The organism is Pseudomonas sp. s4, from assembly GCF_046764235.1.
In the GTDB taxonomy this organism is placed as follows: Bacteria; Pseudomonadota; Gammaproteobacteria; order Pseudomonadales; family Pseudomonadaceae; genus Aquipseudomonas; species Aquipseudomonas asiatica.
Map to the genome: position 1 here is coordinate 2,358,587 of NZ_CP177209.1, position 26,798 is coordinate 2,385,384.

Sequence of the window (26,798 nt, forward strand, 5' to 3'; positions counted from 1 at the left end):
TGGCCATCAACCAAACGCCGCACGCTGCCAATGCGCCTCGCTTATGATCGCAATGTTCGCACCCGCTTCCCTGATTTCCACGGCTTTCTTGATCTTCGTGCCATAACTGCTGTGCAGCCACTGCTCGTTGCCAATACTGCCAATGACCAGGTAGTGGGTCTTCTTGTTCACCCCCGCGGCGATTGAACCCCCACGTTCGACTACCAGCGCTTCGCATGCTTTGCGAGGCCCGTAAGCCATTGTGCCGGTAAACAGGAACATGCGGCCTGTCCACTCCAGTGTGGGTTCGGGGTTATCGAGTGGCAGTGAGGTGGGTGAAGAGAATGGGTTGTCGCTGCAGCGCGGCTTGCCGGTGAACTGCTGCAATAGCTCAAGCAGTTCAGCCGACTCGGCAGCATCCAGCATATTGTCCTTGAGCATGTCGCTCAGGCGCCGGTACAGCAAATTGATGACCGGATCCTCAAGATGAACGAGTTGCTGCTCCATCCATCCTTTGAGGAACTCGGCTTCTTGTTGATTGACCTGATTGTCAGCAGTCAGGCCCGCAGCGATTCCAATCAACCCATCAACCGAGCGCTGCGCGATCCGCGCTTCGTGAAAAAAGCGGCTGTTCTGAAATTCCTGATGAAGATCGACCATTCCCTGTTCCTCGTTGCTATTCCATCAGCATCACAGCGTTGGCGTATTTTTCCTGGTCCGGTGTGAACGTTGTCATCATGCCGGTGTGATTACAGGTCAGGGTGAGCTCTGTTCGCGTATCGATGAACAGATCCTCGCCGCGAAGGCCCTGCCATTGCGCCAGGTACTTGAACGAACCGTACTTCATCGGTTTCTTCAATGCGCGATCATGGCCACCTTTCCAACCTAGCACCGGGAGCGCGCCATCGGCGCAGTGCCGGGCAAGTTCTGGCTGGGCCAGAGCCCGCTCACGGCCAATCTCCCAGCAGCGGATCAAGCCCTCGTCGGGCCCCTTCCATGCTTCTTCCCAGGTGATCAAGGGGCGGATGGGGTGATGAATGGGGCGTCGAATGACCCCGGTAGCTCGATCCATGACTGAGATTGTCCGTAATGTTCAGTTGGTCTGGATGCTACTAATTGGCCACTATCGTGTCCAGTGCTCGCCGACCCCAGCTCTGCGTTCAGTCAAGGCTGTGCTGCAACGCCTCGATAAACACCTCTTCCGCGCGGCTGAAGCGCTGCTCCCTGTTCCACAACAGGTGGATATCCACATCGGCAATCCCTTCCTGCGGCGGCAGCTTCCACAACAACCCGGCGCCTACATCCGGCGCTACCACATGCTCGGGCAGGCAACCTATGCCAAACCCGGCAATCACCAGCCGGCGTACCTCCTCAAGGCTTGGTGACGATGCCACGATCCGCCCGGCAAACCCCTGCTGGTCGCGGAAAATGGTCAGGGGCGACAGCATGCCGCCAATCTGGTCACTGGTGAAACTGACGAAGTTCTCGCGCTGCAGATCGCCCTCGTCCTGGCCAAATAATGCGTGGTGCTTGCCACAGAAGAATGCATAGCGCTGGCGCAGGAACAACCGTTGCTCCAGCCGTGGCTGCGCACGCCGGTTAAGGCTGAGGCCCGCCGTGGCGGTTTTTTCCTGCAGGGCGGCAACGATGTCGGAGCTGCGCATCACGTCGATCTCCAGCTCCACCCGCGGGTGCTGGCGGTGGAAGTCGGCGAGGAAGTCGTCGAAGTGTTCGTTGACGATACGGCTGATCATCAGCAGGCGTACCTTGCCCACCAGTTCGTCCGCCGGCTGCTCCAGCAAGCCGCCGATCTGCGACATCTGCCCATAGACCTCGCCAGCCAGCTGGAACAGCTGCTCGCCCATTTCCGTCAGCACGAAGCGCGGCCCGCGGCGGGCGATGAGCTGGCGGCCAAGCTGTTCTTCAAGGCGCTTGAGCGCCTGGCTCACTGCCGGCTGGGTGAGGTGCAGGCGGGCGGCCGCACGGCTGATGGACAGCTCCTGGCCGATGACCCGGAAGGTGCGCAGCAGGTTCCAGTCGAGGCGGTCGTTGAGCAGACGGTCGGGCATGGCAGGGCTCGATAATAAGCAAGGCTAATATTTCGAATAATAAATAGAAAATTGACTAATCATAGCCCCGGGCCGATAAATCGCAGGTATCGAGGCCTGCCGAGTCGGTGTTGGATTCTTCGCGGGCTTGCCCGCTCCCACAGGGTTACCACAAGTTTCGAATGCTGCGCAGTACCTGTGGGAGCGGGCGAGCCCGCGAAGAATCCAACACCGATTCAACAGGTCAAGCGCCACAAGAGCGCCCCCGTGCCCCTGACAACTCCTGCCAGAACAACAAGCAAAGGAGCCCCCATGAAGCCCACCGCTTCCCCCCAGCCACGCCGTGCCGCCGCCGCCGCGTTCATCGGCACCATGATCGAGTGGTACGACTTCTACATCTACGCCACCGCCGCCGCCCTGGTGTTCGGCGCGCTGTTCTTCCCCTCCGACAACAGCCTGTTCAGCACCATGGCCGCGTTCGGCACCTTCGCCGTTGGCTTCTTCGCCCGGCCGCTGGGGGGCATCGTCTTCGGCCACGTGGGCGACCGTATCGGCCGCAAGAAGTCGCTGGTCATCACCTTGCTGATGATGGGCATCGTCACCGTGGGCATCGGCCTGCTGCCGACCTACGCACAAATCGGCGCCACCGCGCCGGTACTGCTGATCCTGCTGCGCATCGTCCAGGGCATTGCCGTGGGCGGTGAGTGGGGCGGGGCGGTGCTGATGGCCGGTGAACATGCACCCAAGGGCCGGCGCAACTTCTTTGCCTCGTTCGCCCAGTTGGGCAGCCCGGCGGGCCTGATCCTGTCGCTGCTGGCCTTTGGCGCGGTCACCCGCCTGCCGGAAGAAGACCTGATGAACTGGGGCTGGCGCGTGCCGTTCCTGGCCAGCGCGCTGTTGCTGCTGGTGGGCCTGGCGATTCGCCTGGGGGTGAATGAGTCGCCCGAGTTCATCGCCAGCCGCGAGCAGGCGGAAAAGGCCCGGCGCAAGGAGCAGGCCCCGGTATTCGAAGTGCTTCGCACGGCCTGGCGCCCGCTGTTGCTATGCATCGGTGCCAATACCTTGGGTATTGCCGGGGTCTACTTTACCAACACCTTCATGATCAGCTACACCACCACGCAATTGCACCTGGAGCGCTCCTTGATCCTGGAGTGCCTGTTCTTCGTGGCGATCATCCAGTTCTGCGTGCAGCCGTTGGCCGCCTGGCTATCGGAAAAGATCGGCGCCACCCGCTTCCTGGCCCTGGTCGCGTTGCTGGCGATGGCCTCGCCTTACCCGATGTTCGTGCTGGTCAGCTCTGGCCAGGGCCCGTTGATCGTGCTCGGCATCGCCCTGGCCGCAGCGTGCATGGCGTCGTTCTACGCGGTGATCGCCGGCTATGTCAGCGGCATGTTCGACACCCGCGTGCGCTACACCGCCATATCCCTGGCCTACCAGATCTGCGGCGCCATCGCCGGCGGCCTGACCCCGCTGATCGGTACGTGGCTGGCCCACACCTTCACCGGCCAATGGTGGCCGATGGCGGTGTTCTACACCCTGATCGCAACCATTTCGCTGGTCTGCGTGCTCGCCCTGGCGCGCCAGTACGCCCGCAGCCAGCGCCTGGAACTGGCCTGATCGAACCGCTTTTTTCTGGAGTACCCGCACATGTTGAAAAGCAATGGCGAACGCCTGTGGGCGAGCCTGATGGCCATGGCCGAAATCGGTGCCACTGCCCGTGGCGGCAGCTGCCGCCTGGCCCTGAGCGACGAGGACAAGGCTGGCCGTGAACTGTTCAGCCACTGGTGCCGCGAAGCCGGCCTGACGCTGACTGTGGATGCCATCGGCAACCTGTTCGCCCGCCGCACTGGCAGCGACCCCGATGCAGCGCCGGTGATGATGGGCAGCCACCTCGACACCCAACCTGAGGGCGGCCGTTTCGATGGCGTCTACGGTGTGCTGGCAGGCCTTGAAGTGGTGCGCCGGCTCAATGACCTGAACATCCAGACGCGCAAGCCGCTGGAAATCGCCGTATGGACCAACGAGGAGGGCGCCCGCTTCACCCCGGCCATGTTCGGTTCGGCGGTGTTCACCGGTACCCTGGCGCTGGACGAAGCGCTGGCCATTCGCGACGCCGATGGCATCAGCGTCGCCGACGAACTGCAACGCACCGGTTACGCCGGCCGGCGCCCGCTGGGCGGCCAGGTCGATGCCTATTTCGAGGCGCATATCGAGCAAGGTCCGATCCTTGAAGACAACGCCAAGGCCATTGGCGTGGTCAGCGGCGGGCAGGCTATCCGATGGCTCGACGTCACGGTCGAAGGCATGGCCGCGCACGCCGGTACCACGCCGATGCCACTGCGCAAGGATGCCCTGTATGGCACCGCGCGGATGATCCAGGCAGTCGAGCAACTGGCTGCCGATTTTGCCCCTGAAGGCCTGACCACGGTGGGTGAACTGTCCATCGCCAAGTCCTCGCGCAACACCATTCCGGGGCTGCTGCAGTTCACAGTCGACCTGCGTCATCACCGAGACGAAGCCATCGAGGCGATGGAACGCGAGCTGACGTTGAAGCTGCAAGCCATCGCCAATCAACGCGGGTTGCAGGTGCGTATCGAGCGCCACTGGACAAGCCCGGCCACGCCATTCGATGCCGATTGCGTAGCCGCCGTGCAGCAGGCGGTGGATGGCCTGGGCTATGCCCAGCAGTCGATCGTCAGCGGTGCCGGCCACGACGCCATCCTGCTGGCCCGCTACTGCCCGACCGCCATGGTGTTCATCCCCTGTGTCGGCGGCTTGAGCCACAACGAAGCCGAAGACGTGTTGCCCGACGACGCCCGCCAGGGTGCCGATGTACTGCTCAATGCCGTGCTGGCCCGCGCGGGCATTGTCGAACAAGGAGAAGCCTGATGCGTTGCTACTTCCACCCCGAACAACTGCTGCACCACCCACGCAGCTACTACTCGCGCGGCGCCATGCGCACCCCGCAGGAAGTCCCCGAGCGTGCCCAGCGCCTGCTGCAGGCGGCCAAGGATCTGGGCTTCGACATCCGTCAGCCTGAGGACGCCGGCCTCGAGCCGCTCAAGGCAGTGCATGGCGAGGCCTACCTGGCCTTCCTCGAAGAGGCCCATGCGCGCTGGAAGGAAGTGCCCGAGGACTGGGGCGACGAGGTCATGTCCAACATCTTCGTGCGTGAACCCAACGCCTTGCGCGGCATCCTCGCCCAGGCCGGGCGCTACCTGGCTGACGGCAGCTGCCCTGTAGGCGAACACACCTGGCGCTCGGCCTATTGGTCTGCGCAAAGCGCAGTGGCCGGTGCCAAGGCCATTCTCGACGGCGAGCCGGCGGCCTATGCCCTGTGCCGACCGCCAGGCCACCATGCGCGCTTCGATGCGGCCGGTGGTTTCTGTTACCTCAACAACGCCGCTGTCGCTGCCCAGGCCTTGCGCAGCCGCTACAGCCGCGTGGCCATCCTCGATACCGACATGCACCACGGGCAGGGGATTCAGGAAATCTTCTACGACCGCCGGGATGTGCTGTATGTGTCGGTGCATGGCGACCCCACCAACTTCTACCCGGGTGTGGCCGGGTTCGCGGACGAGCGTGGCAGCGGTGCGGGGGAGGGGTACAACCTCAACTTGCCGATGGCGCATGGGGCTAGCGAAGCGGACTTCATGGGCCAGCTGGAGGTTGCGCTGGCTGCAGTGAAGGACTTCGGCGCCGAGGTGCTGGTGTTGTCGCTGGGGTTCGATATCTACGAACTCGACCCGCAGAGCAAGGTGGCGGTGACGACTGAAGGGTTTGCGGTATTGGGCGAGCGGATTCGGGCGATGCGCTTGCCGTGCCTGATCGTGCAGGAAGGGGGGTATCACCTGGAGAGCCTGGAGGCGAATGCGCAGGCGTTTTTTGCCGACAAGGCGGACTGGCGATAACGTAGTGTCGGGGCTGACAGGTGCTTGCCTTGACAGTTTCAGCGCCTATGAGATCGAGCGCCGCCCGCGCGGCGCTTCGCGGGACAAGCCCGCTCCCACATCTGTTTCGGGCCAATTACTCCTGCGCCAGATAGGTTGCAGCCTTGGGGCATGGCTGAAGATCGATGAAGAGCAGTCGCGCCCCCTCGATATCGAATGGAACAAACAAGGCGGACACAGGTGCCCTCACAGGAGTGACTGGCCCGAAACAGATGTGGGAGCGGGCTTGTCCCGCGAAGCGCCGCGCGGGCGGCGCTCGATCTCATAGGCGCTGAAGGTGTTGTGGCGAACACCCCGCAGCCCGTTACACCCCACCCCGCCGCACATGCTTCACCAACACCTTCTCCAGCAACTCCCACATCGCCGGCTCGGTACTGAACGCCACGTTGAACCGCATCCAGCCGGTCGCTTTGGCATCGACCATGAACAACTGCCCAGGCCCCAACATGATGCCTTTCTCCAACGCATCATCCAGCAACGCCGCGCTGTCCGGAATCGCTGGGTGGCGGGTCCAGATATACATCCCTTCATCCGACTCGATGAACAGCTCGAAGCCCAGCCGATGCAGATGCCGGCCAACTTCCTGGTGCGCCTCGGCCAGCCGCTGGCGCAGGCGCTTGAGGTGCTTGCGCCAGCGCCCGTCGATGATCGCGGCATACACCACACGCTCCATAACCTGCGAGGTGGTCAGGCCAGAGCGCATTTTCAGGTGCAGCAGCTTCTGCATCAGCTCGGGGTTGGCCAGCATGTAGCCGACCCGCACATTGGGCGAAATGCTCTTGGAGTAGCTGCCCACGTACACCACCTGCTGCAGGTGGTCGAGGCTGGCCAGGCACGGCTGCGGTTCGGCGACCATGTCGGCGTACAGGTTGTTCTCCACCAGGCGGAAGCCGTGCTGGCTGGCCAGTTGCAGCAGGCGGTGCAGCTGCGGCAGCGGCGTGCGCGAGCAGGTCGGGCTGTGCAGGTGCGGCTGGGTGAAGAATGCAGTGGGGCGGTGATGGGTGAGCAACTGCTCCAGCTGGTTCAGGTCGTAGCCGGCCGGTGTGCGCGGCACGCCGACCAGAGTCGCGCCCTGGGTACGCAGGATGCTCATCAGGTTGGGGTAACCGGGGTCGTCCACCAGCACCACGTCGCCCGGGCGTACCAGGGTGCGCGCGGCCAGGTCCAGGGCCTGGCTGGCGCCATGGGTAAGCATCAGCTGCGCCGGGTTGGCGACGATCGACAGTTCCTGCTGCAGGTTCTGTGCGGTCAGTGCACGCAGCTCCATCAGGCCCATGGGGTCGCCGTAGCCCGACAGCTCCAGCGGGCTGCCGGCCACCTGGCGCAGGCCGCGGCGCAGGCCGTCTTCGTACATCCAGTCGTTGGGCAGCCAGCCGCAGCCAGGCTTGAACGGCAGCTGGCGGATTTCGAAGATCTGCTGCAGGTACCACTCGGAGTTGAACGTTGGTCGACTGGTGTCGGCCTCGGCGTTGTGCGGGTCGAGCAATTCGCCCGCCGCGCGGTTGACGAAGAACCCCGCATTGCCCCGGCTCACCAGCAGGCCCTGGGCGACCAGACGGTCGTAGGCCTCGACCACGGTGAAGGTGCTCACCGAATAGCTCGCGGCAAAGGCGCGGATCGAGGGGACCTTGGCGCCTGGCTTGAGGGTCTGGTTGTCGATCAGCTCGCGCAGCCCGTCGATGATCTGGTTCACCAGCGGGGTCGAGGAGTCTGGATGTAATTCGAACATTTGGGCCTTCAGGTTGCGTATCGCCCGGCGTTTGCAAGGTGTATTGCATGGGCGACCTGTACAGTGCAGTGCGAGTTTCATGCCACTGTGCATGGCTCTCTGCGTCGGACATTTTTACATTAGGTGTCAGATATCGCCACCTAAAGCATGTTCAGTTCGCTCCAGGCGCCTGCCTTGGGGCGCGTCAGCAGGCCGCCATGGAAGGCCTGCGTGTGTTCGCTCACACCATCCTGCGCGCATTAGCACTGATGTACGTGAAACCGCCAGCCATCGGGGTTTCACAGTTTTCCTTGGATAAAAAGAAGCACGGGGTACACAACTGATGGACGCAACATCCACAACCACCACCGCGAAAAGCGGGCATGAGAGCAAGCTCAGTGCCTCGCTCAAGTCGCGCCACCTGACGATGATGTCGATCGCCGGGGTTATCGGCGGCGCCTTGTTCGTCGGTTCCGGCAGCGTGATTCACAGCGCCGGCCCAGCTGCTGTGCTGGCCTACCTGGCAGGCGGCATCCTGGTGGTACTGATCATGCGCATGCTGGGTGAAATGGCGACTTCCTCGCCAGACACCGGTTCGTTCTCCACCTACGCCGATCGCGCCATCGGCCGTTGGGCCGGTTTCACCATCGGCTGGCTGTACTGGTGGTACTGGGTCATCCTCATGGCCTGGGAAGCTTATGTGGCGGGCAAGATCCTGCATGGTTTCTTCCCCGACGTCAGCGTCAACGTGTTCGTGCTGGCCACGACCCTGTTGCTGATCACCGTCAACTTCTTCAACGTCAAGCACTACGGTGAGTTCGAGTTCTGGTTCGCCTTGATCAAGGTGATCGCGATCGTCTGCTTCCTGATCGTGTGTACCGCTGCCGTGCTGAACATCTGGCAGTTCGGTGAAGTACGTGGCATCAGCCACCTCACCGCCGAAGGCTTCATGCCCAACGGCATCACCACAGTGATCGGTGCCTTGCTCGGGGTGATGTTCGCCTTCCTCGGCGCGGAAATCGTCACCATCGCCGCTTCCGAAGCCAAGGACCCGGCCGCGCAGATCGTCAAGGCGACCAACTCGGTGGTCTGGCGTGTGTGCCTGTTCTACGTGGGTTCGATCTTCCTGATCGTCTGCCTGGTACCGTGGAACGACCCGCACCTGGGCGTTTCCGGCTATGGCGCCTACCGCCGCACCCTGGAGCTGCTGGGCGTGCCATATGCCGAGCTGCTGATGAACTTCGTGGTGCTGACCTCGGTGAGCAGCTGCCTGATCTCGGGCCACTACACCGCTTCGCGCATGCTGTTCTCCCTGGCCCAGCGTGGCGACGCGCCGTCGTTCTTCAAGATCACCCGCGCCGGCACCGGTGTACCGGTGTACGCGATCATGGGTTCGTGCGCCGTGGCCGTGGTGTGTGCGCTGATCAACTTCAGCGAGACCCTGCGCCCGAAAGACGTGCTGGAAACCCTGATGAACACCACCGGCATGATTGCCCTGCTGGTGTACCTGGTGATTGCTTTCTCGCAGCTGCGCATGCGCCGCAAGCTGGTTGCCGAAGGCAAGGAAGTACGCCTGAAGATGTGGCTGTTCCCATGGCTGACCTACCTGGTGATCGCGTTCATCGTGGCCGCCCTGGTAACCATGGCCTTCATGCCTGACTACCAGATCCTGGTGATTTCCACCGGTATCGCCGCGGCAATCGTGGTGGCGATGGGTGTAGTGCACCAGATCCGTACTGGCAAGCAGCACTAAGCGTCACTCGCTTCTCGAAACGGCCGGCTCCCTGGGGGACCCGGCCGTTTTGCGTTATTGGGCCAGGGGTATATGGCCGCCTGTTACATGGCATATGCTGAACACATTGCCCGCCCAAAGGAGCTTCACATGGCCTGGTCCGCCACCCAGTATTCGCAATTCGAAGACGAGCGTACCCGCGCGGTGCGTGACCTGCTGGCCGCTGTACCGGCACGCCCTGTACGCCACGCCACCGACCTGGGCTGTGGCCCTGGCAATTCCACCGAGGTGCTGCTGCAACGTTACCCGGATGCCCAGGTGACGGCCCTGGACAGCGACCCGGACATGATCGACAAGGCCCGCGAGCGCAAACGGCTGTGCATCCCCCGCGTGCGCACAGTCATCGCTGACATTGCCGGCTGGTCCGCCCCCGAGCCGCAGGACCTGATCCTGGCCAATGCCTCGCTGCAATGGGTACCCGACCACGCCTCGCTGTACCCGCACCTGGTGCGCCAGCTGAGCGAAGGTGCCAGCCTGGCCGTGCAGACCCCGGACAACCTCGATGAGCCGGCCCACCGGCAACTGCGCGAAATCGCCAGCCAGGGACCTTGGGCGGCGAAGTTCGCTGATTTCCAGCTGCCGCCACGGCACAGCGCGGCGTTCTACTACGACCTGCTCAGCCCGCTGTGTGCACGGGTGGATGTGTGGCGCACCACTTACCACCACCCGTTGGCCGGTGGCGCAGAAGCCGTGGTGGAATGGTTCAAGGGTTCGGCCTTGCGACCGTACCTGGCGCGGTTGGATCCCCAGGAGCAGACGGATTTCCTGCAGATGTACCTGCAGGCGATGCAACGCGACTACCCGCCGGCCACCGATGGCAAGGTGCTGTTGCCGTTCCCGCGGCTGTTCGTGATCGCTACCCGCTAGGGCGGCGCCAGCGCCAGGCCACGTAACCGTAGACGCCGAGGTTGAGCAGCAGCACGAAAGTGCCCAGCAGCAGCTGGATGTGTGGAGTCAGCCCGGCGGGGTAGATCAACGGCCAGATATAGTGCTCGACGAAGCCGCCCTGGTAGCCCGCGTCACCAGCCGCGTTGCGCATGCGGTTTTCCCAGGTGGTCAGCGGGCAGCCCAGGTGCAGGCACTCCACCGCCAGGCCCCAGGCCAGCACCGGCAGGTGCAGCAGCAGGGCAGGGCGCCAACGCAGTACCAGCAGGCCGCCGAACAGCACCAGCAGGATGAAGAGCAGGTGCAGCAGGACCAGGGTGTCGGCGGCAAGGCGGTAGAGCATGGGTTGTGTGCCGAGGGTTGAGGTTATCCCAGCATAGTTGGGTTGCCTGTGCTGGCCTTTTCGCGGGCTTGCCCGCTCCCACAGGATCACCACAGGTTTTGAATTCTGTGCAGTGCCTGTGGGAGCGGGCGAGCCCGCGAAGAGGCCGGCACAGGCTTACAACCCTTCCTCCACCATCTGCAGGAAGGTCGCCACCACCCGCCGCGTGCGCTGCTCGCTCAGGCACACCAGTGTCTCGGTCAGGTGCCGCTGGCAATCGACGATCGGCAACGCGCACACCCGCGCATCCGCACCAAACTCAGCCGCCGACACCACCCCCACACCAATCCCCACCACCACCGCTTCCCGCGCCGCTTCCCGGCCTTCCACCTGGATCGCCGGGCGAATCCGCAGCCCGGCCCGTTGCATTTCTTCTTCCAGCGTCTGCCGCGTCACCGACCCGGGCTCGCGCAGTACCAGCGGTGTATCGTCCAGGTCCGCCAGGCTGATCGCGCCGCGGCTGGCCCAGGAGTGCTGGTGCGAGACAAACGCCACCATCGGGTCGCGGCGCAGCGGCAGGCAGTGCAGCCGCTCATCGTCGACGTCCCGCCCCAGCAGGGCCAGGTCGGCTTGGTAGCTAAACAGCCGGGCCAGCGACTCGTCGGTGTTGCCGGTCTCGATCTTGACCTGGATGCCCGGGTAGCGCTGGCAGAAGCGGGCGATCTGCGGCAGCACGTGCACCGGCGCGTCCACCGCCAGCACCAGGCTGCCGGTGTGCAGCGCACGCGAATCCTGCAGCAGTTCATGGGCCTCGGCCTCGCAGGCGAACAGGCGCTGGCTGATGCCCAGCAGGCGTTCGCCGAGGTCGGTGAGCTGCACCGAACGCTTGTTGCGGTGGAACAGCAAGACGCCGAAGCGCTCCTCCAGTTTGCGCACCTGGTCCGACACCGCGGGCTGGGTAAGAAACAGCTTTTCGGCGGCGCGGGTAAAGCTGCCGTGCACCGCGACGGCGTGGAAGGCCTTGAGTTGTGCGTGGGAAACCGACATGACGACCTCAGTAACAAGCTGGGCTTATGTGTGAAATACGATAAATCGATTTTATTTATCTTAGCGCAACTGTTTCCATGCATGTCAGCCCGACGCTGGCACCACAAGTGCCGCCAGGGCCATGGCACCCAAACGGCGCCATCTGACCCGATGACAGCCTCGTCATCGCTGTGCGTAACACAAGAACAAGACAGGCGTTTCTTCACATTCTGCCGGCACACTCAAGCAAGAGGTCAGACTTACATGAACCAATCCCTAGCCGCGTTCAAACGCTGGCGTATCCAGATTTTCGCCATTACCTGGCTGGCCTACGCCGCCTTCTACTTCACCCGCAAGGCCTTCTCGGTGGCCAAGCTGGGCATCGGTGAAGACCCCGACTTCATGCTCGACAAGGCCGCCATGGCCAACCTCGACGCCATCTACCTGGCCGCCTACGCCGTGGGCCAGTTCACCTGGGGCATGCTTGCCGACCGCTTTGGCCCACGCGTGGTGGTGCTCGGCGGCCTGCTGATTTCTGCTGTTGCGGCGGTGGTAATGGGCAGTTACGCCACATTCCCGATCTTCGCCACCTGCATGCTGGTGCAGGGCCTGGCGCAATCCACCGGCTGGGCCGGGTTGTGCAAGAACATCGGCAGCTTCTTCCCGGCGTCGCAGCGTGGGCGGGTGCTGGGCCTGTGGAGTTCCTGCTATGCCTTCGGCGGCCTGGTGGCCTCGCCGTTCGCCGGCTGGTGGGCCTACACCCTGGTCGGTACCTGGCACGCGGCATTCTTCTCCAGTGCCGCGGTGGTGGCACTGGTGGCCGTGCTGTTCTTCTTCCTGCAGCGCAACAAGCCTGAAGACGTCGGCCTGCCGGCGGTGGAGCCCGAGCCGCAGAGCATGGCCCCGGCCGGCAACCTGTGCAGTGTGTGGGCGCCCCTGAAGGAGATCATGCGCAACCGCACGGTGCTGACCCTGGGGCTGGCGTACTTCCTGTTGAAACCGGCGCGCTACGCCATCCTGCTGTGGGGGCCGGTGATCGTCTTCGAGCAGATGCCCTCGGTGGGCAAGGTGGGGGCAGCGATCATCCCGACAGCCTTCGAACTGGCCGGGCTGCTCGGCCCGATCATCATCGGCCTTGCCTCCGACAAGCTGTTCGGCGCCCGGCGCATGCCGGCCTGTGTCATCAGCCTGGTGCTGCTGACCGTGGCGCTGGCGGCATTCATGGCGGCCATGCACACCGGCAGCGTGATCCTGGTGGTGGCCCTGCTGTTCGTCATGGGCCTGACCCTGTACGGGCCAGACTCGATGATCAGCGGTGCTGCGGCCATCGACTTCGGCACCGCCAAGGCCGGTGCCACCGCAGCAGGCTTCGTCAACGGCTGCGGCTCGGTGGGGGCGGTGCTGGGCGGGCTGCTGCCGGGATACTTCGATGGCGTCACGGTGTTCATCGTGTTTGCCGGCTGCGCGCTGTTCTCGGCGCTGGTGCTGCTGCCGCACTGGAACAGCCGCCCGGCCAGCGCTGCGCAAAGCACCGACGTGGCACCGAATACCAGCATGGCAATCAAGCCATTGCGTACCTGAAAGGAAAGCGAGCGAATGAGACCCTTCTGGCTGCAACAGGCCCTGGATTCGGCGCAAGAGGCGGTGTGCCCGCCGCTGCAAGGCGATGCCCGTTGCGATGTATGCATCGTCGGCGGCGGCTATACCGGCCTGTGGACCGCACTGATGCTCAAGGAAGCGGTGCCGGCCCTGGATATCGTGCTGATCGAGGCCGATATCTGCGGTGCCGGTGCCAGTGGCCGCAATGGTGGCTGTGCGTTGTCGTGGTCGGCGAAGTACTTCACCCTCGAGCGGCTGTTCGGGGTGGCCGAGGCGGTGCGCCTGGTGCGTGAGTCGGAGCGCAGCATCGGTGAGATCGGCGCGTTCTGCTCGGCCAATGGCATCGACTGCGACTACCGCCTGGATGGCACGCTGTACACCGCCACCAACGCCGCGCAGGTCGGCGCCACCGACGCGGTGATCGCCGCGCTGGAGCAAAAGGGGATCAATTCGTTTCGCCGCCTGCCGCTGCCGCAGGTGCAGCGTCTGGCGGGTTCGGCGCGGCACCTGGAAGGCTGGTTCTCGCCGGCCGCGGCCACGGTGCAGCCGGGCAAGCTGGTGCGCGGCCTGCGCCGGGTGGCCTTGCAGCGCGGCGTGCGCATCCATGAGGGCACCGCCATGACCGGCCTGGAGCACGGCGCCCCGGTGCAGGTGCGCACGGCCCATGGCACGGTGCGCGCCGACCGCGTGGTATTGGGCCTGAATGCCTGGATGGCGCGGGCTTTCCCGCAGTTCGAACGCAGCGTGGCGATTGTTTCCAGCGACATGGTGATCACCGAACCTTGCCCCGAGCTGTTGCACCAGGTCGGCCTGGACAGCGGCATCAGCGTGCTTGATTCGCGGATTTTCGTGCATTACTACCACAACACCTCCGATGGTCGGCTGATGCTCGGCAAGGGCGGCAATACCTTCGCCTATGGCGGGCGCATGCTGCCAGTGTTCGACCAGCCGTCGCCGTACCGGCCGCTGCTGCGTGAAAGCCTGGGCGGGTTTTTCCCGGCGCTGGCCGAGGTGCCGCTGGCGGCCAGCTGGAACGGGCCGTCCGACCGCTCGGTGACCGGTTTGCCGTTCTTTGGCCGGCTGGACGGGCAGGGCAACGTGTTCTACGGCTTTGGTTACTCCGGCAGCGGCGTCGGGCCGTGCCACATGGGCGGGCAGATTCTGTCGTCGCTGGCACTGGGGCTGGACAACCCATGGACCCGTTCGCCGCTGGTCAAGGGGCCGCTGGGGCTGTTCCCGCCCGAGCCGATCCGCTACCTGGGTTCGCTGATGGTGCGCAATGCCATCCGCCGCAAGGAGCGGGCCGAGGACCGTGGGCTGCGGCCGCGCAGGCTGGATGTGCGTCTGGCGCGGTTTGCCGCGGCGGCGGGCAAGGCCGATAAAGGCTGATATTTTGGGGGCGCTTCGCACCCCTGTCGCGACACAAGGCCGCTCCTACAGGGGGACGCGCAAGCCCAGATTGGCGCGCTTCTTCTGTAGGAGCGGCCTTGTGTCGCGATAGGGTCGCGAAGCGGCCCCAGCGATTTCTTGTCGAACACAGGCCAGAGGGCGTATAAACTGCACCCACTTTTGGCCGGTCGCTTCCTGAACCGGCCGCTGAAACAAGAGAGTCGACATGGGCGCACAGTGGAAAGCCAAACATAAAGAAGCCGCGGCCAACGCCAAAGGCAAGATCATGGGCAAGCTGTCCAAAGAGATCCAGATCGCCGCCAAGTCCGGCGCCGACCCGGACATGAACCCACGCCTGCGCCTGGCCATCGAGCAGGCCAAGAAGGCCTCGATGACCCGCGAGACCCTGGAGCGCGCAATCCGCAAGGGCGCGGGCCTGGACGGCGATGCCGTGCAGTACTCGGCGGTAAGCTACGAAGGTTTCGCCCCGCACCAGGTGCCGCTGATCGTCGAGTGCCTGACCGACAACGTCAACCGCACCGTCGCGCAGATCCGCGTGCTGTTCCGCAAGGGCCAGCTGGGTGCCAGCGGTTCGGTGGCCTGGGACTTCAACCATGTCGGCCTGATCGAAGCCACCCCGAACGGCGACGCCGACCCGGAAATGGCGGCCATCGAAGCCGGCGCCCAGGACTTCGAGGAAGGTGACGAAGAGGGTTCGACCCTGTTCATCACCGACACCACCGACCTTGACGCCGTGCAGAAGGCCCTGCCGGAGCACGGCTTCACCGTGACCTCGGCGAAGATCGGCTACACCCCGAAGAACCCGGTGAGCGCGGCCAGCCTGAGTGCCGAGGCGCTGGCCGAGGTGGAAGCGTTCCTCGAGGCGATCGACGAGAACGATGACGTGCAGAACGTTTATGTTGGCCTGACTGACTGATCTGCTTCTCTGGGGCCGCTTTGCGGCCCAATCGCCGGCAAGCCAGCTCCCACAGGTACAGCACAAGCCCCGATGGTTGTGGTGACCCTGTGGGAGCTGGCTTGCCGGCGATTGGGCCGGTCGATCCTTTAGAAGGGAGCCTGTATGAACCCCGCTTTCGCCTCCCTCAGCCTCGCCCACCTGCGCACCCTCGACCACCTGCTGCAGCTGAAGAACCTCAGCCACGCCGCCGAGCGCCTCGGCGTCAGCCAGTCCGCACTTAGCCGCCAGCTGGCCCACCTGCGCGAAGCCTTCGACGACCCCTTGTTGGTACGCCAGGGCCGCGGTTACGTACTCAGCGAACACGCCGAAGCCCTGGTCGAACCCCTGCGTCAGGTTCTCGAGGAGCTGCACGCCCTGCGCCAGCCCGCGGTGTTCGACCCGGCGCGTTGCGAGCGGCGCTTCTGTCTGGCCGCGTCGGACTATGTGGCCGAGCACATGCTGCCGCTGCTGGTGGCGGCGCTGGAGCGCGAGGCGCCGGGTGTATCGCTGGAGTACCGCACCTGGCAGGCCGGCCAGTACGCCTTGCTGGCCAGCGGCGAGATCGACCTTGCCACCACCTTGTTCGACGAGTCGCCACCCAACCTGCACGGTCGGCTGTTGGGGGAGGACCGGGCAGTGTGCCTGATGCGCCACGACCACCCGCTGGCTGCCCACGGTGCGCTCAGCCAGGCCGACTACCTGGCGCACAAGCATGTGCGTATTTCCGGCGGAGGCGACAAGGACAGCTTCATCGACCGCCACTTGCGCGCCCAGGGCCTGCAACGGCAGGTCAGCCTGGAAGTGCCGTTCTTCTCGGCCACCGTGCAGGTGATTGCCAACAGCCAGGCGCTGGCCACCGTGCCCGAGCACATCGCCCGGCAGCTGTGCCGCCTGCATGACCTGGCCTGGCGGCCGCTGGGTTTCATCGACCACAGCCAGCGCTACTGGGTGGTGTGGCACCAGCGCCTGCAGGCCTCGGCCGAACACCGCTGGTTGCGCAACCGGGTGTTCGAGTTGTGGCGCCAGTCGCAGTTCGGTGTGCAGGGTGGGCATGCGGGTTTGCCATAGCAGGTATGCGCGAAGCGGGGTTATTCACTTCGGGACAGGTGCCTAGACTGGGGGCATTGTGCTGCCTGCGCTGGCCTCTTCGCGGGCACAGGCAGCGAAAAACCCCACAGGAGACCCCAGGTGACCCCCGAACAATTCCGCCAGTACGGCCACCAACTGATCGACCTGATCGCCGACTACCGCCAATCCGTCGGCGAGCGCCCGGTCATGGCCCAGGTCGAGCCCGGCTATCTCAAGGCTGCGTTGCCTGCACAGGCCCCCCGGCAAGGCGAGCCTTTCGCAGCGATCCTTGACGACGTCAACCAGTTGGTCATGCCCGGCCTGTCCCATTGGCAGCACCCGGACTTCTACGGCTACTTCCCCTCCAATGGCACCCTGTCGTCGGTCCTCGGTGACTTCCTCAGCACTGGCCTGGGCGTGCTGGGCCTTTCGTGGCAGTCCAGCCCGGCCCTGAGCGAGCTGGAGGAAACCACCCTCGACTGGCTGCGTCAGCTGCTCGGCCTGTCTGGCCAATGGAGCGGGGTGATCCAGGACACCGCATCCACCAGCACCCTGGTGGCGCTGATCTGCGCACGGGAACGCGCCAGCGACTACGCACTGGTACGCGGCGGCCTGCAAGCCCAGGCCAAGCCGCTGATCGTCTATGTCAGCGCCCATGCCCACAGCTCGGTGGACAAAGCCGCATTGCTGGCCGGTTTTGGCCGCGACAACATACGCCTGATCCCGACCGACGAACGCTATGCGCTGCGCCCTGAGGCATTGCAGGCGGCGATCGAGCAGGACCTTGCCGCTGGCAACCAGCCTTGCGCGGTGGTCGCGACCACCGGCACCACCGCCACCACGGCCCTCGACCCACTGCGGCCTATCGGCGAGATTGCCCAGGCCCATGGCCTGTGGCTGCACGTGGACTCGGCCATGGCGGGCTCTGCGATGATCCTGCCGGAATGCCGCTGGATGTGGGACGGCATCGAGCTGGCCGATTCGCTGGTGGTCAACGCGCACAAGTGGCTGGGCGTGGCCTTCGATTGCTCGATCTACTACGTGCGCGACCCGCAGCACCTGATCCGGGTCATGAGCACCAACCCCAGCTACCTGCAGTCGGCGGTGGATGGCGAGGTGAAGAACCTGCGTGACTGGGGTATCCCGCTGGGCCGCCGGTTCCGCGCATTGAAGCTGTGGTTCATGCTGCGCAGCGAGGGGGTCGAGGCGTTGCAGGCACGGCTGCGGCGTGACCTGGACAATGCCCAGTGGCTGGCCGGGCAAATCGGCGCGGCGGCGGAGTGGGAGGTGCTGGCGCCGGTGCAGTTGCAGACGTTGTGCATTCGCCATCGGCCGGCGGGGCTGGAAGGGGAGGCGCTGGATGCGCATACCAAGGGCTGGGCCGAACGGCTGAATGCCTCCGGGGATGCCTATGTGACGCCGGCGACGCTGAATGGGCGGTGGATGGTGCGGGTGTCGATTGGCGCATTGCCGACCGAGCGGGAGCATGTCGAACAGCTCTGGGCGCGCTTGCAGGAAGTGGTCAAGGGCTGAAACTGCCGGGGCCGCGTTGCGGCCCATTCGCCGGCAAGCCAGCTCCCACAGGAACCGCACAAGGCTTGAAGCCTGTGCGGTCAAGGTGGGAGCTGGCTTGCCGGCGAAAGGGCTCCCACAGGGACCGCACAAGGCTTGAAGCCTGTGCGGTCAGGTGGGAGCTGGCTTGCCGGCGAAAGGGCTCCCACAGGGACCGCACAAGGCTTGAAGCCTGTGCGGTCAAGGTAGGAGCTGGCTTGCCGGCGAAAGGGCTGCAGAGCAGCCCCCTGCAATCTCAGTGGCTCACCGCCTGAAAGCTACCTTTACGGCTAGCTTCATACGCGGTCTTGTCCATCGGCTTGGCATCGGGGTTACCCAGGTCTTCCATCGCCAGGCGATGGGTTTCCGGTGCAATGTAGGCTGCCAAAGCACACACGCAGGTGATGAAGAACGCCAGGCTACCAACCACCAATGGGATGTTGTCCGAACCGGGCGGGGCTACCAAGGCGAACAGCGCCGGCAGCATGGCGGTCAGCATGGTGCCGATGTTCTGCGCGATGGCCATGGCCGAAACGCGGTAGCGAGTGTGGAACAGCTCTGGGTAGAAGCTTGGGAACACCGCGTTGTAACCCTGGTACACCATGCCCCACATCACGATCGACGAGGCGAACGCCAGCGGTACGTTCTGGATGCTGATCGCATACAGGTAGACGAAGGCCAGCAAGCCCGAGCCCAGGCAACCGGCGATCATGGTCGGGCGACGGCCGATCTTGTCGGACAGGTTGCCGACAAACGGTATCACCAGCACCGCGACGATGTTGCCGACTACCGGAATCCACAGGTACACGCTCTTGTCGAAGCCGATGCCATAGGCCGGCTGCACCGCGTAGGCCGCACCGAAGATGGTGGCGACCACCGGGATCACGTTCATCAAGGCCATGAACATCACCAGCACCATGTGCTTCCAGCTGTGGCGGAAGGCCTCGCTGATCGGCGACTTGGCGACCTTGTCCTGCTTCTCTTCCTTCACGAACGCCGGGGTTTCGTGCACTTCCTTACGGATGATGAAGCCGGCGATCAGCACGAAGGCGCTCAGCAGGAACGGAATGCGCCAGCCCCAGTCGTTGAAGGCTTCGCTGGGCATGAAGTAGGCCAGCGGCAGGAACACAGCCGCCGCGAGCACCTGGCCAGCCTGCACGCCTTGCAAGGTGAAGCTGGCGTAGTAGCCCCGTCGACCGAACGGTGCGTGCTCCATGATCATGGAACTGGCTCCGGAGATTTCCCCGGCCACGGCAAAGCCCTGGACCAGGCGCAGCACCACCAGCAACGCCGGGGCGAGCAGCCCGATGTCGTGGTAGGTGGGCAGCAGGCCAACGGCCATGGTCGACAGGCCCATCAGGAACATGCACAGCAGCAGTACGTTCTTGCGGCCGCGGGTGTCACCCCAGTGGCCCAGCACGAAGGCGCCGACCGGGCGCGCCAGGTAACCCACGCCGTAGGTGGCCAGCGAGGCGATGATGGCCATTTTCGGGTCGGTGTTGGGGAAGAAGATCTGCGGGAAAATCAGCGCAGCAGCCTGGGCGTAGATGAAGAAGTCGTAGTACTCGAGTGCCGAGCCTATCCATCCACTGGCAGTCGCTTTCTTGGCTTGAGAGCTGGAGTGAGCCATCGTTGTCTCCGTTGTTATTGTTGTTTGCACAGGTTCCGCCGGAGATTCGCCAAGGCAGGAGGCGAGGGTCGGTGTGCCTGCGTCTGTGGTTCATGTTGACCACGGGCCAGTGGGCTGGCAATTCGCTAAAACCGGTTTTGTTCGATAATCGAACGCAAAACTAACCATTCCGTACAAAGGGATTGAAGCGACGACTTTACCTGCGAATAATCGATCGTGCCAGGAACTGTGGTCCGGATTTTCCAGGTCTGGCCCTATCGCCGGCAAGCCAGCTCCCACAAGGTATGCGCCAATCCTGTGGGAGCTGGCTTGCCGGCGATAGGGCCGGTACAGGCAGCCCTGGCCTCAACCTCCAACAACAAGGAACTCCCGCCATGCAGCGTTCGATCGCTACCGTGTCCTTGAGCGGCACCCTGCCGGAAAAGCTCGAAGCCATCGCCGCCGCCGGTTTTGACGGCGTCGAGATCTTCGAAAACGACCTGCTCTATTACGCCGGCAGCCCGCGCCAGGTACGGCAGATGTGCGCCGACCTGGGTATTGCCATCACCCTGTTCCAGCCGTTCCGCGATTTCGAGGGTTGCCGCCGCGACCGCCTGCAGAGGAACCTCGACCGCGCCGAGCGCAAGTTCGACCTGATGCAGGAACTGGGCACCGACCTGGTGCTGGTATGCAGCAACGTCCAGGCCGATGCCCTGGGTGAAGAGCAATTGCTGGTCGACGACCTGCGCCTGCTGGCCGAGCACGCCGGCAAACGCGGCCTGCGCATTGGCTACGAAGCCCTGGCCTGGGGCCGCCACGTCAACACCTACCAGCAAGTCTGGAACCTGGTGCGCCAGGCCGACCACCCGGCCCTCGGGGTGATCCTCGACAGCTTCCACACCTTGTCGCTCAAGGGCGACCCGAGCGCGATCCGCGATATCCCCGGCGACAAGATCTTCTTCGTGCAAATGGCTGACGCGCCGATCCTGGCCATGGATGTGCTGGAGTGGAGCCGCCACTTCCGCTGCTTCCCGGGGCAGGGCGAGATGGACATGGCCGGTTTCCTGGCGCCGATCCTTGCCACCGGCTACCGTGGGCCGCTGTCGCTGGAAATCTTCAACGACGGCTTCCGCGCCGCACCGCCCCGGCAGAATGCCGCCGACGGCCTGCGTTCGCTGCTGTATCTCGAGGAGCACACCCGCCTGCGCCTGGAGCAGGAAGGTACCTCGATCGAGCCCGGTGTGCTGTTCACCCCACCGGCGGCCAGTGCCTATGACGGCGTGGAGTTCCTCGAATTTGCAGTCGACGAAGCCGTCGGCGCGCGCCTGGGCAGCTGGCTGAAGCGCCTGGGCTTTGCCGATGCCGGCAAGCACCGCAGCAAAGAGGTGCAGTTGCTGCGTCAGGGCGATATCAACATTGTGCTGAACGCCGAACCCTATTCCTTCGGCCACAACTTCTTCGAGGCCCACGGGCCGTCGCTGTGCGCCACCGCGCTGCGGGTCAAGGACCAGCAAGCCGCCCTGAAGCGCGCCACCGCCTTCCGTGGCCAGCCATTCCGTGGCCTGGTCGGGCCCAACGAGTGCGAAGTGCCGGCGGTACGTGCGCCAGATGGCAGCCTGCTGTACCTGGTGGAGCAGGGCACTGCCGGCCAGACCCTGTACGACACCGACTTCAGCCTGGACAAGAACGCCACCGCCACCGGCGGCCTGCGCCGTATCGACCACATGGCCCTGGCCCTGCCGGCCGAGTCGCTGGACAGCTGGGTGCTGTTCTACAAGAGCCTGTTCGATTTCGAAGCCGATGACGAAGTGGTGCTGCCGGACCCGTACGGCCTGGTCAAGAGCCGCGCGCTGCGTAGCCAATGCGGCACCCTGCGCCTGCCGCTGAACATCTCGGAAAACCGCAACACCGCCATCGCCCATGCGCTGTCCAGCTATCGTGGTTCGGGCGTGCACCACATCGCTTTCGATTGCGACGACATCTTCCGCGAAGTGGCGCGGGCCAAACTGGCCGGGGTACCGTTGCTGGAGATCCCGCTGAACTACTACGACGACCTGGCGGCGCGTTTCGATTTCGACGACGAGTTCCTCAGCGAACTGGCCTACTACAACGTGCTGTACGACCGCGATGCCCAGGGCGGCGAGCTGTTCCACGTGTATACCGAGCCGTTCGAAGAGCGTTTCTTCTTCGAGATCATCCAGCGCAAGGGGGGGTATGCCGGTTACGGTGCAGCCAACGTTGCGGTGCGCCTGGCGGCCATGGCCAAGGCCCGCAGCGGGGCGGCGCGCAAGCCAGTCCTCTGAGCCCGGCGCGGTCCCTGTAGGAGCGGCCTTGTGTCGCGATGGGCCGCAAGGCGGCCCCAGGATTTCAGCAGCACCGCATGAATCCTGGGGCCGCTTTGCGGCCCATCGCGACACAAGGCCGCTCCTACACCGACCGCGTATGCTTCAAGAGCGTTCGGCCACCAACAGCAGCGACTGTGGCAGCGCACTCTGGGGGTGCTGTGGCTCCTGCAGGCTGACCAGCCGCAACCCCGCCATGTCCAGCGCGTTCAACCAGCTGGCCAGGGTGCGGAAGTACCACGGCATCACCTGCCAATCCCCGGCGAACCCGGCAAACGACTCTTCCCGCCAGCCATCCTGGTAATCGCCATCCGCCACGCTCCACGGGTGCAGGGTCTGGATCACCAGTGCACCGCCGGGCGCCAGCAAGGCATTCATCGCTGCCAGCAGCGGGATGATGTCCTGCTGCAACAGGGCGAAGTTTGCACAGATCAGGTCATAGTCCTTGCCAACATAGACTTGGGCAGCGGTCAGCTGTGCATAGCTGGCCAGGTGCACCTCGGCGGAACCCGCAGCACGCGCGGCATCCACCAGCGCCCGGTCACCGTCCACACCTACCGCCTCGACACCCCGGTCGCCCAGCGCGCGCAGCAGCCAACCTTCACCACAGCCCAGGTCGAGCACCCGTTCGGGCTGGCGACCAAGAATGGCCAGCAGGATGGCCTGGTCGGTAACCTGGCGACGGCTCTCGATACTGCCGCTGCGCACCGCATCGATCCAGGCCTGGGCGTTGTGCTGCCAGCTGTCGAGCAAGGCGTCTTCAGGGTTGCGCATGTTCATCTCCGTTGGATTGGAGATAGGCCCTGCGACCTATCACTACCCTCTGTAGGAGCAGCCTTGTGCTGCGAAGAGGTCAGTATGGCAGACAGATTTCCGCCAGCCATGCGGGCATCTTCGCAGCACTAGGCTGCTCCTACAGTGGGCTCGACAGATGGGTGGCAAGCCCCGCCAGGGCACAGGCTATCAACACCTGGATCACCCCACGCTTGTAACGGAACAGCGCCACCGCCGCCGCCAGCGCAATCAGCGCCGAAGGCCAGTCGAACCGCCCGTCGAAACCGGCCGGCCACAATACGTGGTAGCCGAAGAACAGCGCGAGGTTGAGGATCACGCCCACTACCGCCGCGGTTATCCCGGTCAGCGGGGCGGTGAATTTGAGTTCGTTGTGGGTCGATTCCACCAGCGGGCCACCGGCCAGGATGAACAGGAACGAGGGCAGGAAGGTGAACCAGGTCACCAGGCTCGCCGCTACCGCGCCGGCCATGAACGCCTGGTCGGTGCCGAACATGGGGTGCAGGTAGCCACCGACGAAGCCGACGAAGGCCACCACCATGATCAGCGGCCCGGGGGTGGTTTCCCCCAACGCCAGGCCATCGATCATCTGCGTCGGCGACAGCCAGCCGTAATGGCCGACGGCCCCCTGGTAGACGTAGGGCAGCACCGCGTAGGCGCCGCCGAAGGTCAGCAATGCCGCCTTGGTGAAGAACCAGCCCATTTGCGTCAAGGTGCCTTGCCAGCCAAAGGTAGCCATCAGTACACCCATGGGCAGCAGCCACAGCGCGGCACCCACCAGCAGCAGGCCCAGCAGCCGCCCCCAGCTGAAGCGGGCGTGCTCTGGCGCCGGTGTGTCGTCGTCGATCACGGCCGGGCCATGGCTGGCCCTGGCTGCGCCGTGGCCACCACCAGGCGCGAACTGCCCCGGTAGCAGCCGCCCGCCGATATGGCCCAGCAGCGCGGCCGCCAGCACGATCAGCGGGAAGGGAACGTCGAGCGCGAAAATGGCCACGAACGAGGCCGCGGCAATGGCCCACAACCAGCCGTTTTTCAGGGCGCGCGTGCCAATCCGATGTGCGGCATGCACGACGATGGCGGTCACGGCCGGCTTGATCCCGTAGAAAATACCAGCCACCACCGGCACTTCGCCCCAGGCCAGATAGACCCACGACAGGCCGATCAGGATGAACAGCGACGGCAGTACGAACAGGGTGCCGGCAATCACCCCGCCCCAGGTGCGGTGCATCAGCCAGCCAATGTAGGTGGCCAGTTGCTGGGCCTCGGGGCCAGGCAGCAGCATGCAGTAGTTGAGGGCATGCAGAAAGCGCCGCTCGCTGATCCAGCGGCGCCGCTCCACCAGTTCCTGATGCATGATCGCTATCTGCCCCGCCGGGCCGCCGAAGCTGATGAAACCCAGCTTCAGCCAGAACAGCAAGGCCTCGATCCGGCTGATGTGACCACGCGTTTGCTCGGCGGCGCCTTGCAGGTGTTCCGTCATTTTCTTCCCTTTGGTATTCAGCTGGCCGCAGCGCGCTGTCGCTTGATCCGGTACATATCGCCATCAGCATGGCGCAGCAGCATGTCGGCATCATTGCCGTCTTCGGGGAAACGGGCCACGCCAATGCTGCAGGACGGCGCTCCGATGCCTGCAAACTCGGCGCCGAGTGGCTCGGCCATGGCTGCCAGGATACGTGCCACCTGCTCGACAATGGCCTCTGGTGAGGCGTAGTCGGTCAACAGCACGGTGAACTCGTCACCGCCCATCCGCGCCACTGTATCGGTCGCCCCAACGCAGCCTTCCAGGCGCCGCGCCAGGGTGCACAGCACCCGGTCGCCCACGCTGTGGCCGTGGTTGTCGTTGATATCCTTGAAGTCGTTGATATCGATGAACAGCAACGCCAGCGGATGGTTGTGGTGCCGGGCCGCGACAAGTGCGGTGCCCAGCCGCTCATTGAACATGGCCCGGTTGGCCAGGCGAGTCAGCGGGTCATGGTGGGCCAGGAAACGCAATTCTTCCTCGGCCTGGTGTTGGGCGGTGATATCCCGCGCTACACCAATGCGGGCATTGGCCTCATCGGACCAGGAGGCCGACCACAGGATATGCACGATACTGCCATCCTTGCGGATGTAGCGGTTACGGAAGTCGTAATGGGGTTGGCCGTTCATCACCCGTACGATCGACGCGCGGGTAATCGCCAGGTCGTCAGGGTGCATGTAGTCGGTGATCGGGGTGCCGATCAGCTCGCAGGCCTGGTAGCCCAGCAGCGCCTCGCAGGCATCGCTGACGAAAACGATCTGGTTGTCCCTGTCGACCACGAACACCGTGTCCAGCATCAGGTGGATCAGCCTGGGGTATAACGATTGCAGGTCTACGGGCATGGGGCATGGCGTCCGCGGCGGGGTCACCGATCATAGCCTGAAATGGAACAAAATGCGGTAGGCGCCGCTGTGGGAGCGGGCCGCCGATAGTCAGTTGCTTACTATCAGTTCCGGCCCGAGGTAATCGTTGATCTGCTGGATATCGTCATCTCCCAGGCTGCCCACCGACGATGCCAGGCGCAGCCGCGACATCAGGTAGTTCAGCTTCGCCTCGAACAGGTCATGCCGGGCGTCAAAAAGCAATTCCTCGGCATTGAGCACATCCGAGTTGGTGCTGGTGCCGCCCTCCCTGAAGCCCTTGCGGGCCGAAAGCAGCGAGCGTTCGTTGGATGCCACGGCCTTTTCCAGCGCCTGGATGCGCAAGGCGCCACTCTGTACGCCGCGGTACTCGCGGGTGGTGTCGGAGATCACTTCCTGGCGCGTGGCATCCAGTTCATCCAGTGCCTTGGAACTGTTGGCACTGGCCTGGCGGGTGAGGGCGCTGGTGCTGCCGCCGCTGTATAGCGGAATGTTCAGCTCCAGCCCGATCGAGCTGTAGTGGTTGCGCTGGTTCAGTTCGGAGATCGACTGGCTGCTGCCGGCGGTATAGCCCGCCACGAAATCCAGGGTCGGCCAGTGCCCGGCGCGGGCGCGTTTCACTTCTTCTTCGGCCAGCTCGTAGTTGTGCCGGCGCGCATGGATCAACGGGCTGTCGGCCTGAGCCTTGACCAGCCAGTCCTGCAGGTTGCCCGGCATCAGCGGCGGTGTGTTGAAGCCCGGCTGCAAGGTGGTCAGCGACTCCGGCGTTTCACCAATGTATTCCTCCAGCTTGCGGCGGGCGTTGACCAGGTTGTCCTGGGCCTCGATCAGGTCGGCCTCGGCCAGGTCGCGACGGGCTATCGACTCGTCGATGTCGGTGATGGTGCCGGCGCCCAGCTCCATGCGCCGCTTTGCCGACGCCAGCTGCTCTTCGAAGGCATTCAGCTTGGCCTTGGCCAGGGTGATGGTTTCGCTGGCCAGCAGCACGTCGAAGTAGGCATCGGCCAGGCGCACCGCAGCGTCCTGGGTCTTGGCATCGAACACCGCCACGCTGTAGTCGGCACGTTGCTGGCCCTGATGGTATTCGGCCATCTTCTGCTTGTTGAACAGCGGTTGGCGCAACCGCACGTTGGCGCCCTTGGAGTCATAGTCCAGGTCGTTGTCCCGGCCACTCTGACGCTGGCTGCCATTGACCTTGTTGAAGTAACCCACAGCGTTGATCTGCGGCAGCAGGCCGGCCTGGCCGATGGCGCGGTTCTCGCTGCCGGCTTCTTTCTCGTGCACCGCGGCGCGGTAGATCGGGCCCTGGTACTGCAGCAGGTCCCAGGCTTGCTTCAGGTCCATGGCACTGGCCTGTACGGACAACCCCAACAGGCACAACATCAGGCACGGGCGATTCAT

At 64.4% G+C, this 26,798-nt stretch carries 23 protein-coding genes; 12 read left to right on the top strand and 11 right to left on the bottom strand.

Annotated features, from left to right (window positions below):
• Positions 1-6: 6 nt before the first annotated feature.
• The 3 genes from ACK56M_RS11195 to ACK56M_RS11205 form a co-directional block, all read right to left on the bottom strand.
• Positions 7-639 carry a BRCT domain-containing protein gene (locus tag ACK56M_RS11195; RefSeq protein WP_015269938.1) on the bottom strand — a complete coding sequence of 211 codons (633 nt, stop codon included), beginning with the start codon at positions 637-639 and terminating at the stop codon, positions 7-9.
• A gap of 16 nt (positions 640-655) precedes the next feature.
• On the bottom strand, positions 656-1,051 hold the full coding sequence (locus tag ACK56M_RS11200) for a hypothetical protein (RefSeq protein WP_411959466.1): 396 nt from the start codon (positions 1,049-1,051) through the stop codon (positions 656-658).
• Positions 1,052-1,139: 88 nt separating this feature from the next.
• Entirely contained in the window at positions 1,140-2,048 is a 909-nt protein-coding gene (locus ACK56M_RS11205; RefSeq protein WP_411959467.1) for a LysR family transcriptional regulator, read from the bottom strand.
• Positions 2,049-2,339: 291 nt separating this feature from the next.
• Here ACK56M_RS11205 and ACK56M_RS11210 point away from each other — a divergent pair, with 291 nt between their 5' ends.
• Genes ACK56M_RS11210 through ACK56M_RS11220 form a run of 3 tightly spaced genes read left to right on the top strand, consistent with a single transcriptional unit; the run spans position 2,340 to position 5,938 of the window.
• The gene (locus ACK56M_RS11210; RefSeq protein ID WP_013972046.1) at positions 2,340-3,644 is read left to right on the top strand and encodes an MFS transporter; all 1,305 of its coding nucleotides are present in this window, start codon (positions 2,340-2,342) and stop codon (positions 3,642-3,644) included.
• 30 nt (positions 3,645-3,674) lie between these two features.
• A complete protein-coding gene (locus ACK56M_RS11215) occupies positions 3,675-4,916 on the top strand; it encodes a Zn-dependent hydrolase (RefSeq protein ID WP_411959468.1) in 1,242 nt (413 codons plus the stop codon).
• Positions 4,916-5,938 carry a histone deacetylase family protein gene (locus tag ACK56M_RS11220; RefSeq protein ID WP_015269942.1) on the top strand — a complete coding sequence of 341 codons (1,023 nt, stop codon included), beginning with the start codon at positions 4,916-4,918 and terminating at the stop codon, positions 5,936-5,938. Before ACK56M_RS11215 ends, ACK56M_RS11220 begins: the two co-directional genes overlap by 1 nt.
• A gap of 343 nt (positions 5,939-6,281) precedes the next feature.
• Here the strand turns inward: ACK56M_RS11220 and ACK56M_RS11225 are convergent, their stop codons facing one another.
• Positions 6,282-7,706, bottom strand: coding sequence for a PLP-dependent aminotransferase family protein (locus tag ACK56M_RS11225; RefSeq protein ID WP_015269943.1), 1,425 nt, complete (start codon positions 7,704-7,706; stop codon positions 6,282-6,284).
• Positions 7,707-7,753: 47 nt separating this feature from the next.
• Between ACK56M_RS11225 and ACK56M_RS11230 the strand changes: the two genes are divergently transcribed.
• The 3 genes from ACK56M_RS11230 to tam all read left to right on the top strand — a co-directional run bounded on the left by ACK56M_RS11230 (position 7,754) and on the right by tam (position 10,344).
• A complete protein-coding gene (locus ACK56M_RS11230) occupies positions 7,754-8,029 on the top strand; it encodes a hypothetical protein (RefSeq protein ID WP_411959469.1) in 276 nt (91 codons plus the stop codon).
• Complete coding sequence (locus ACK56M_RS11235) at positions 8,029-9,438, top strand: amino acid permease (RefSeq protein ID WP_013972050.1); 1,410 nt, start codon at positions 8,029-8,031, stop codon at positions 9,436-9,438. Before ACK56M_RS11230 ends, ACK56M_RS11235 begins: the two co-directional genes overlap by 1 nt.
• A gap of 129 nt (positions 9,439-9,567) precedes the next feature.
• Positions 9,568-10,344, top strand: a complete 777-nt coding sequence (tam, locus tag ACK56M_RS11240; protein ID WP_015269944.1) for a trans-aconitate 2-methyltransferase — start codon at positions 9,568-9,570, stop codon at positions 10,342-10,344.
• Here tam and ACK56M_RS11245 read toward each other — a convergent pair.
• Both ACK56M_RS11245 and ACK56M_RS11250 read right to left on the bottom strand, forming a co-directional pair.
• Entirely contained in the window at positions 10,334-10,705 is a 372-nt protein-coding gene (locus ACK56M_RS11245) for a DUF2784 domain-containing protein (RefSeq protein WP_015269945.1), read from the bottom strand. The genes tam and ACK56M_RS11245 overlap by 11 nt on opposite strands.
• A gap of 156 nt (positions 10,706-10,861) precedes the next feature.
• A complete protein-coding gene (locus tag ACK56M_RS11250) occupies positions 10,862-11,731 on the bottom strand; it encodes a LysR substrate-binding domain-containing protein (protein ID WP_015269946.1) in 870 nt (289 codons plus the stop codon).
• Positions 11,732-11,974: 243 nt separating this feature from the next.
• On the opposite strand from ACK56M_RS11250, the gene ACK56M_RS11255 reads away from it, so the two are divergent.
• The 5 genes from ACK56M_RS11255 (at position 11,975) to ACK56M_RS11275 (ending at position 18,257) form a co-directional block, all read left to right on the top strand.
• Complete coding sequence (locus ACK56M_RS11255) at positions 11,975-13,291, top strand: MFS transporter (RefSeq protein WP_003259277.1); 1,317 nt, start codon at positions 11,975-11,977, stop codon at positions 13,289-13,291.
• 15 nt (positions 13,292-13,306) lie between these two features.
• Positions 13,307-14,698, top strand: coding sequence for an FAD-dependent oxidoreductase (locus ACK56M_RS11260; protein ID WP_411959470.1), 1,392 nt, complete (start codon positions 13,307-13,309; stop codon positions 14,696-14,698).
• Positions 14,699-14,924: 226 nt separating this feature from the next.
• Entirely contained in the window at positions 14,925-15,635 is a 711-nt protein-coding gene (locus ACK56M_RS11265) for a YebC/PmpR family DNA-binding transcriptional regulator (RefSeq protein WP_013972055.1), read from the top strand.
• A gap of 144 nt (positions 15,636-15,779) precedes the next feature.
• Positions 15,780-16,724: a LysR family transcriptional regulator gene (locus tag ACK56M_RS11270; RefSeq protein ID WP_015269948.1), complete on the top strand. Its 945-nt coding sequence runs from the start codon at positions 15,780-15,782 to the stop codon at positions 16,722-16,724.
• Positions 16,725-16,844: 120 nt separating this feature from the next.
• A complete protein-coding gene (locus ACK56M_RS11275) occupies positions 16,845-18,257 on the top strand; it encodes a DOPA decarboxylase (RefSeq protein WP_253139773.1) in 1,413 nt (470 codons plus the stop codon).
• 274 nt (positions 18,258-18,531) lie between these two features.
• On the opposite strand, the gene ACK56M_RS11280 is transcribed toward ACK56M_RS11275, so the two are convergent.
• Positions 18,532-19,905 carry an MFS transporter gene (locus ACK56M_RS11280; RefSeq protein ID WP_015269950.1) on the bottom strand — a complete coding sequence of 458 codons (1,374 nt, stop codon included), beginning with the start codon at positions 19,903-19,905 and terminating at the stop codon, positions 18,532-18,534.
• 374 nt (positions 19,906-20,279) lie between these two features.
• Here ACK56M_RS11280 and quiC point away from each other — a divergent pair, with 374 nt between their 5' ends.
• Positions 20,280-22,187 carry a 3-dehydroshikimate dehydratase QuiC gene (quiC, locus tag ACK56M_RS11285; RefSeq protein ID WP_191472869.1) on the top strand — a complete coding sequence of 636 codons (1,908 nt, stop codon included), beginning with the start codon at positions 20,280-20,282 and terminating at the stop codon, positions 22,185-22,187.
• Between the two features lie 144 nt (positions 22,188-22,331).
• Here quiC and ACK56M_RS11290 read toward each other — a convergent pair whose 3' ends face one another.
• The 4 genes from ACK56M_RS11290 to ACK56M_RS11305 form a co-directional block, all read right to left on the bottom strand.
• Complete coding sequence (locus ACK56M_RS11290; protein ID WP_102083892.1) at positions 22,332-23,000, bottom strand: class I SAM-dependent methyltransferase; 669 nt, start codon at positions 22,998-23,000, stop codon at positions 22,332-22,334.
• Between the two features lie 139 nt (positions 23,001-23,139).
• Complete coding sequence (chrA, locus tag ACK56M_RS11295; RefSeq protein ID WP_015269953.1) at positions 23,140-24,498, bottom strand: chromate efflux transporter; 1,359 nt, start codon at positions 24,496-24,498, stop codon at positions 23,140-23,142.
• 17 nt (positions 24,499-24,515) lie between these two features.
• Positions 24,516-25,379, bottom strand: coding sequence for a sensor domain-containing diguanylate cyclase (locus tag ACK56M_RS11300; RefSeq protein WP_043935540.1), 864 nt, complete (start codon positions 25,377-25,379; stop codon positions 24,516-24,518).
• 90 nt (positions 25,380-25,469) lie between these two features.
• Complete coding sequence (locus ACK56M_RS11305; RefSeq protein ID WP_015269955.1) at positions 25,470-26,798, bottom strand: TolC family outer membrane protein; 1,329 nt, start codon at positions 26,796-26,798, stop codon at positions 25,470-25,472.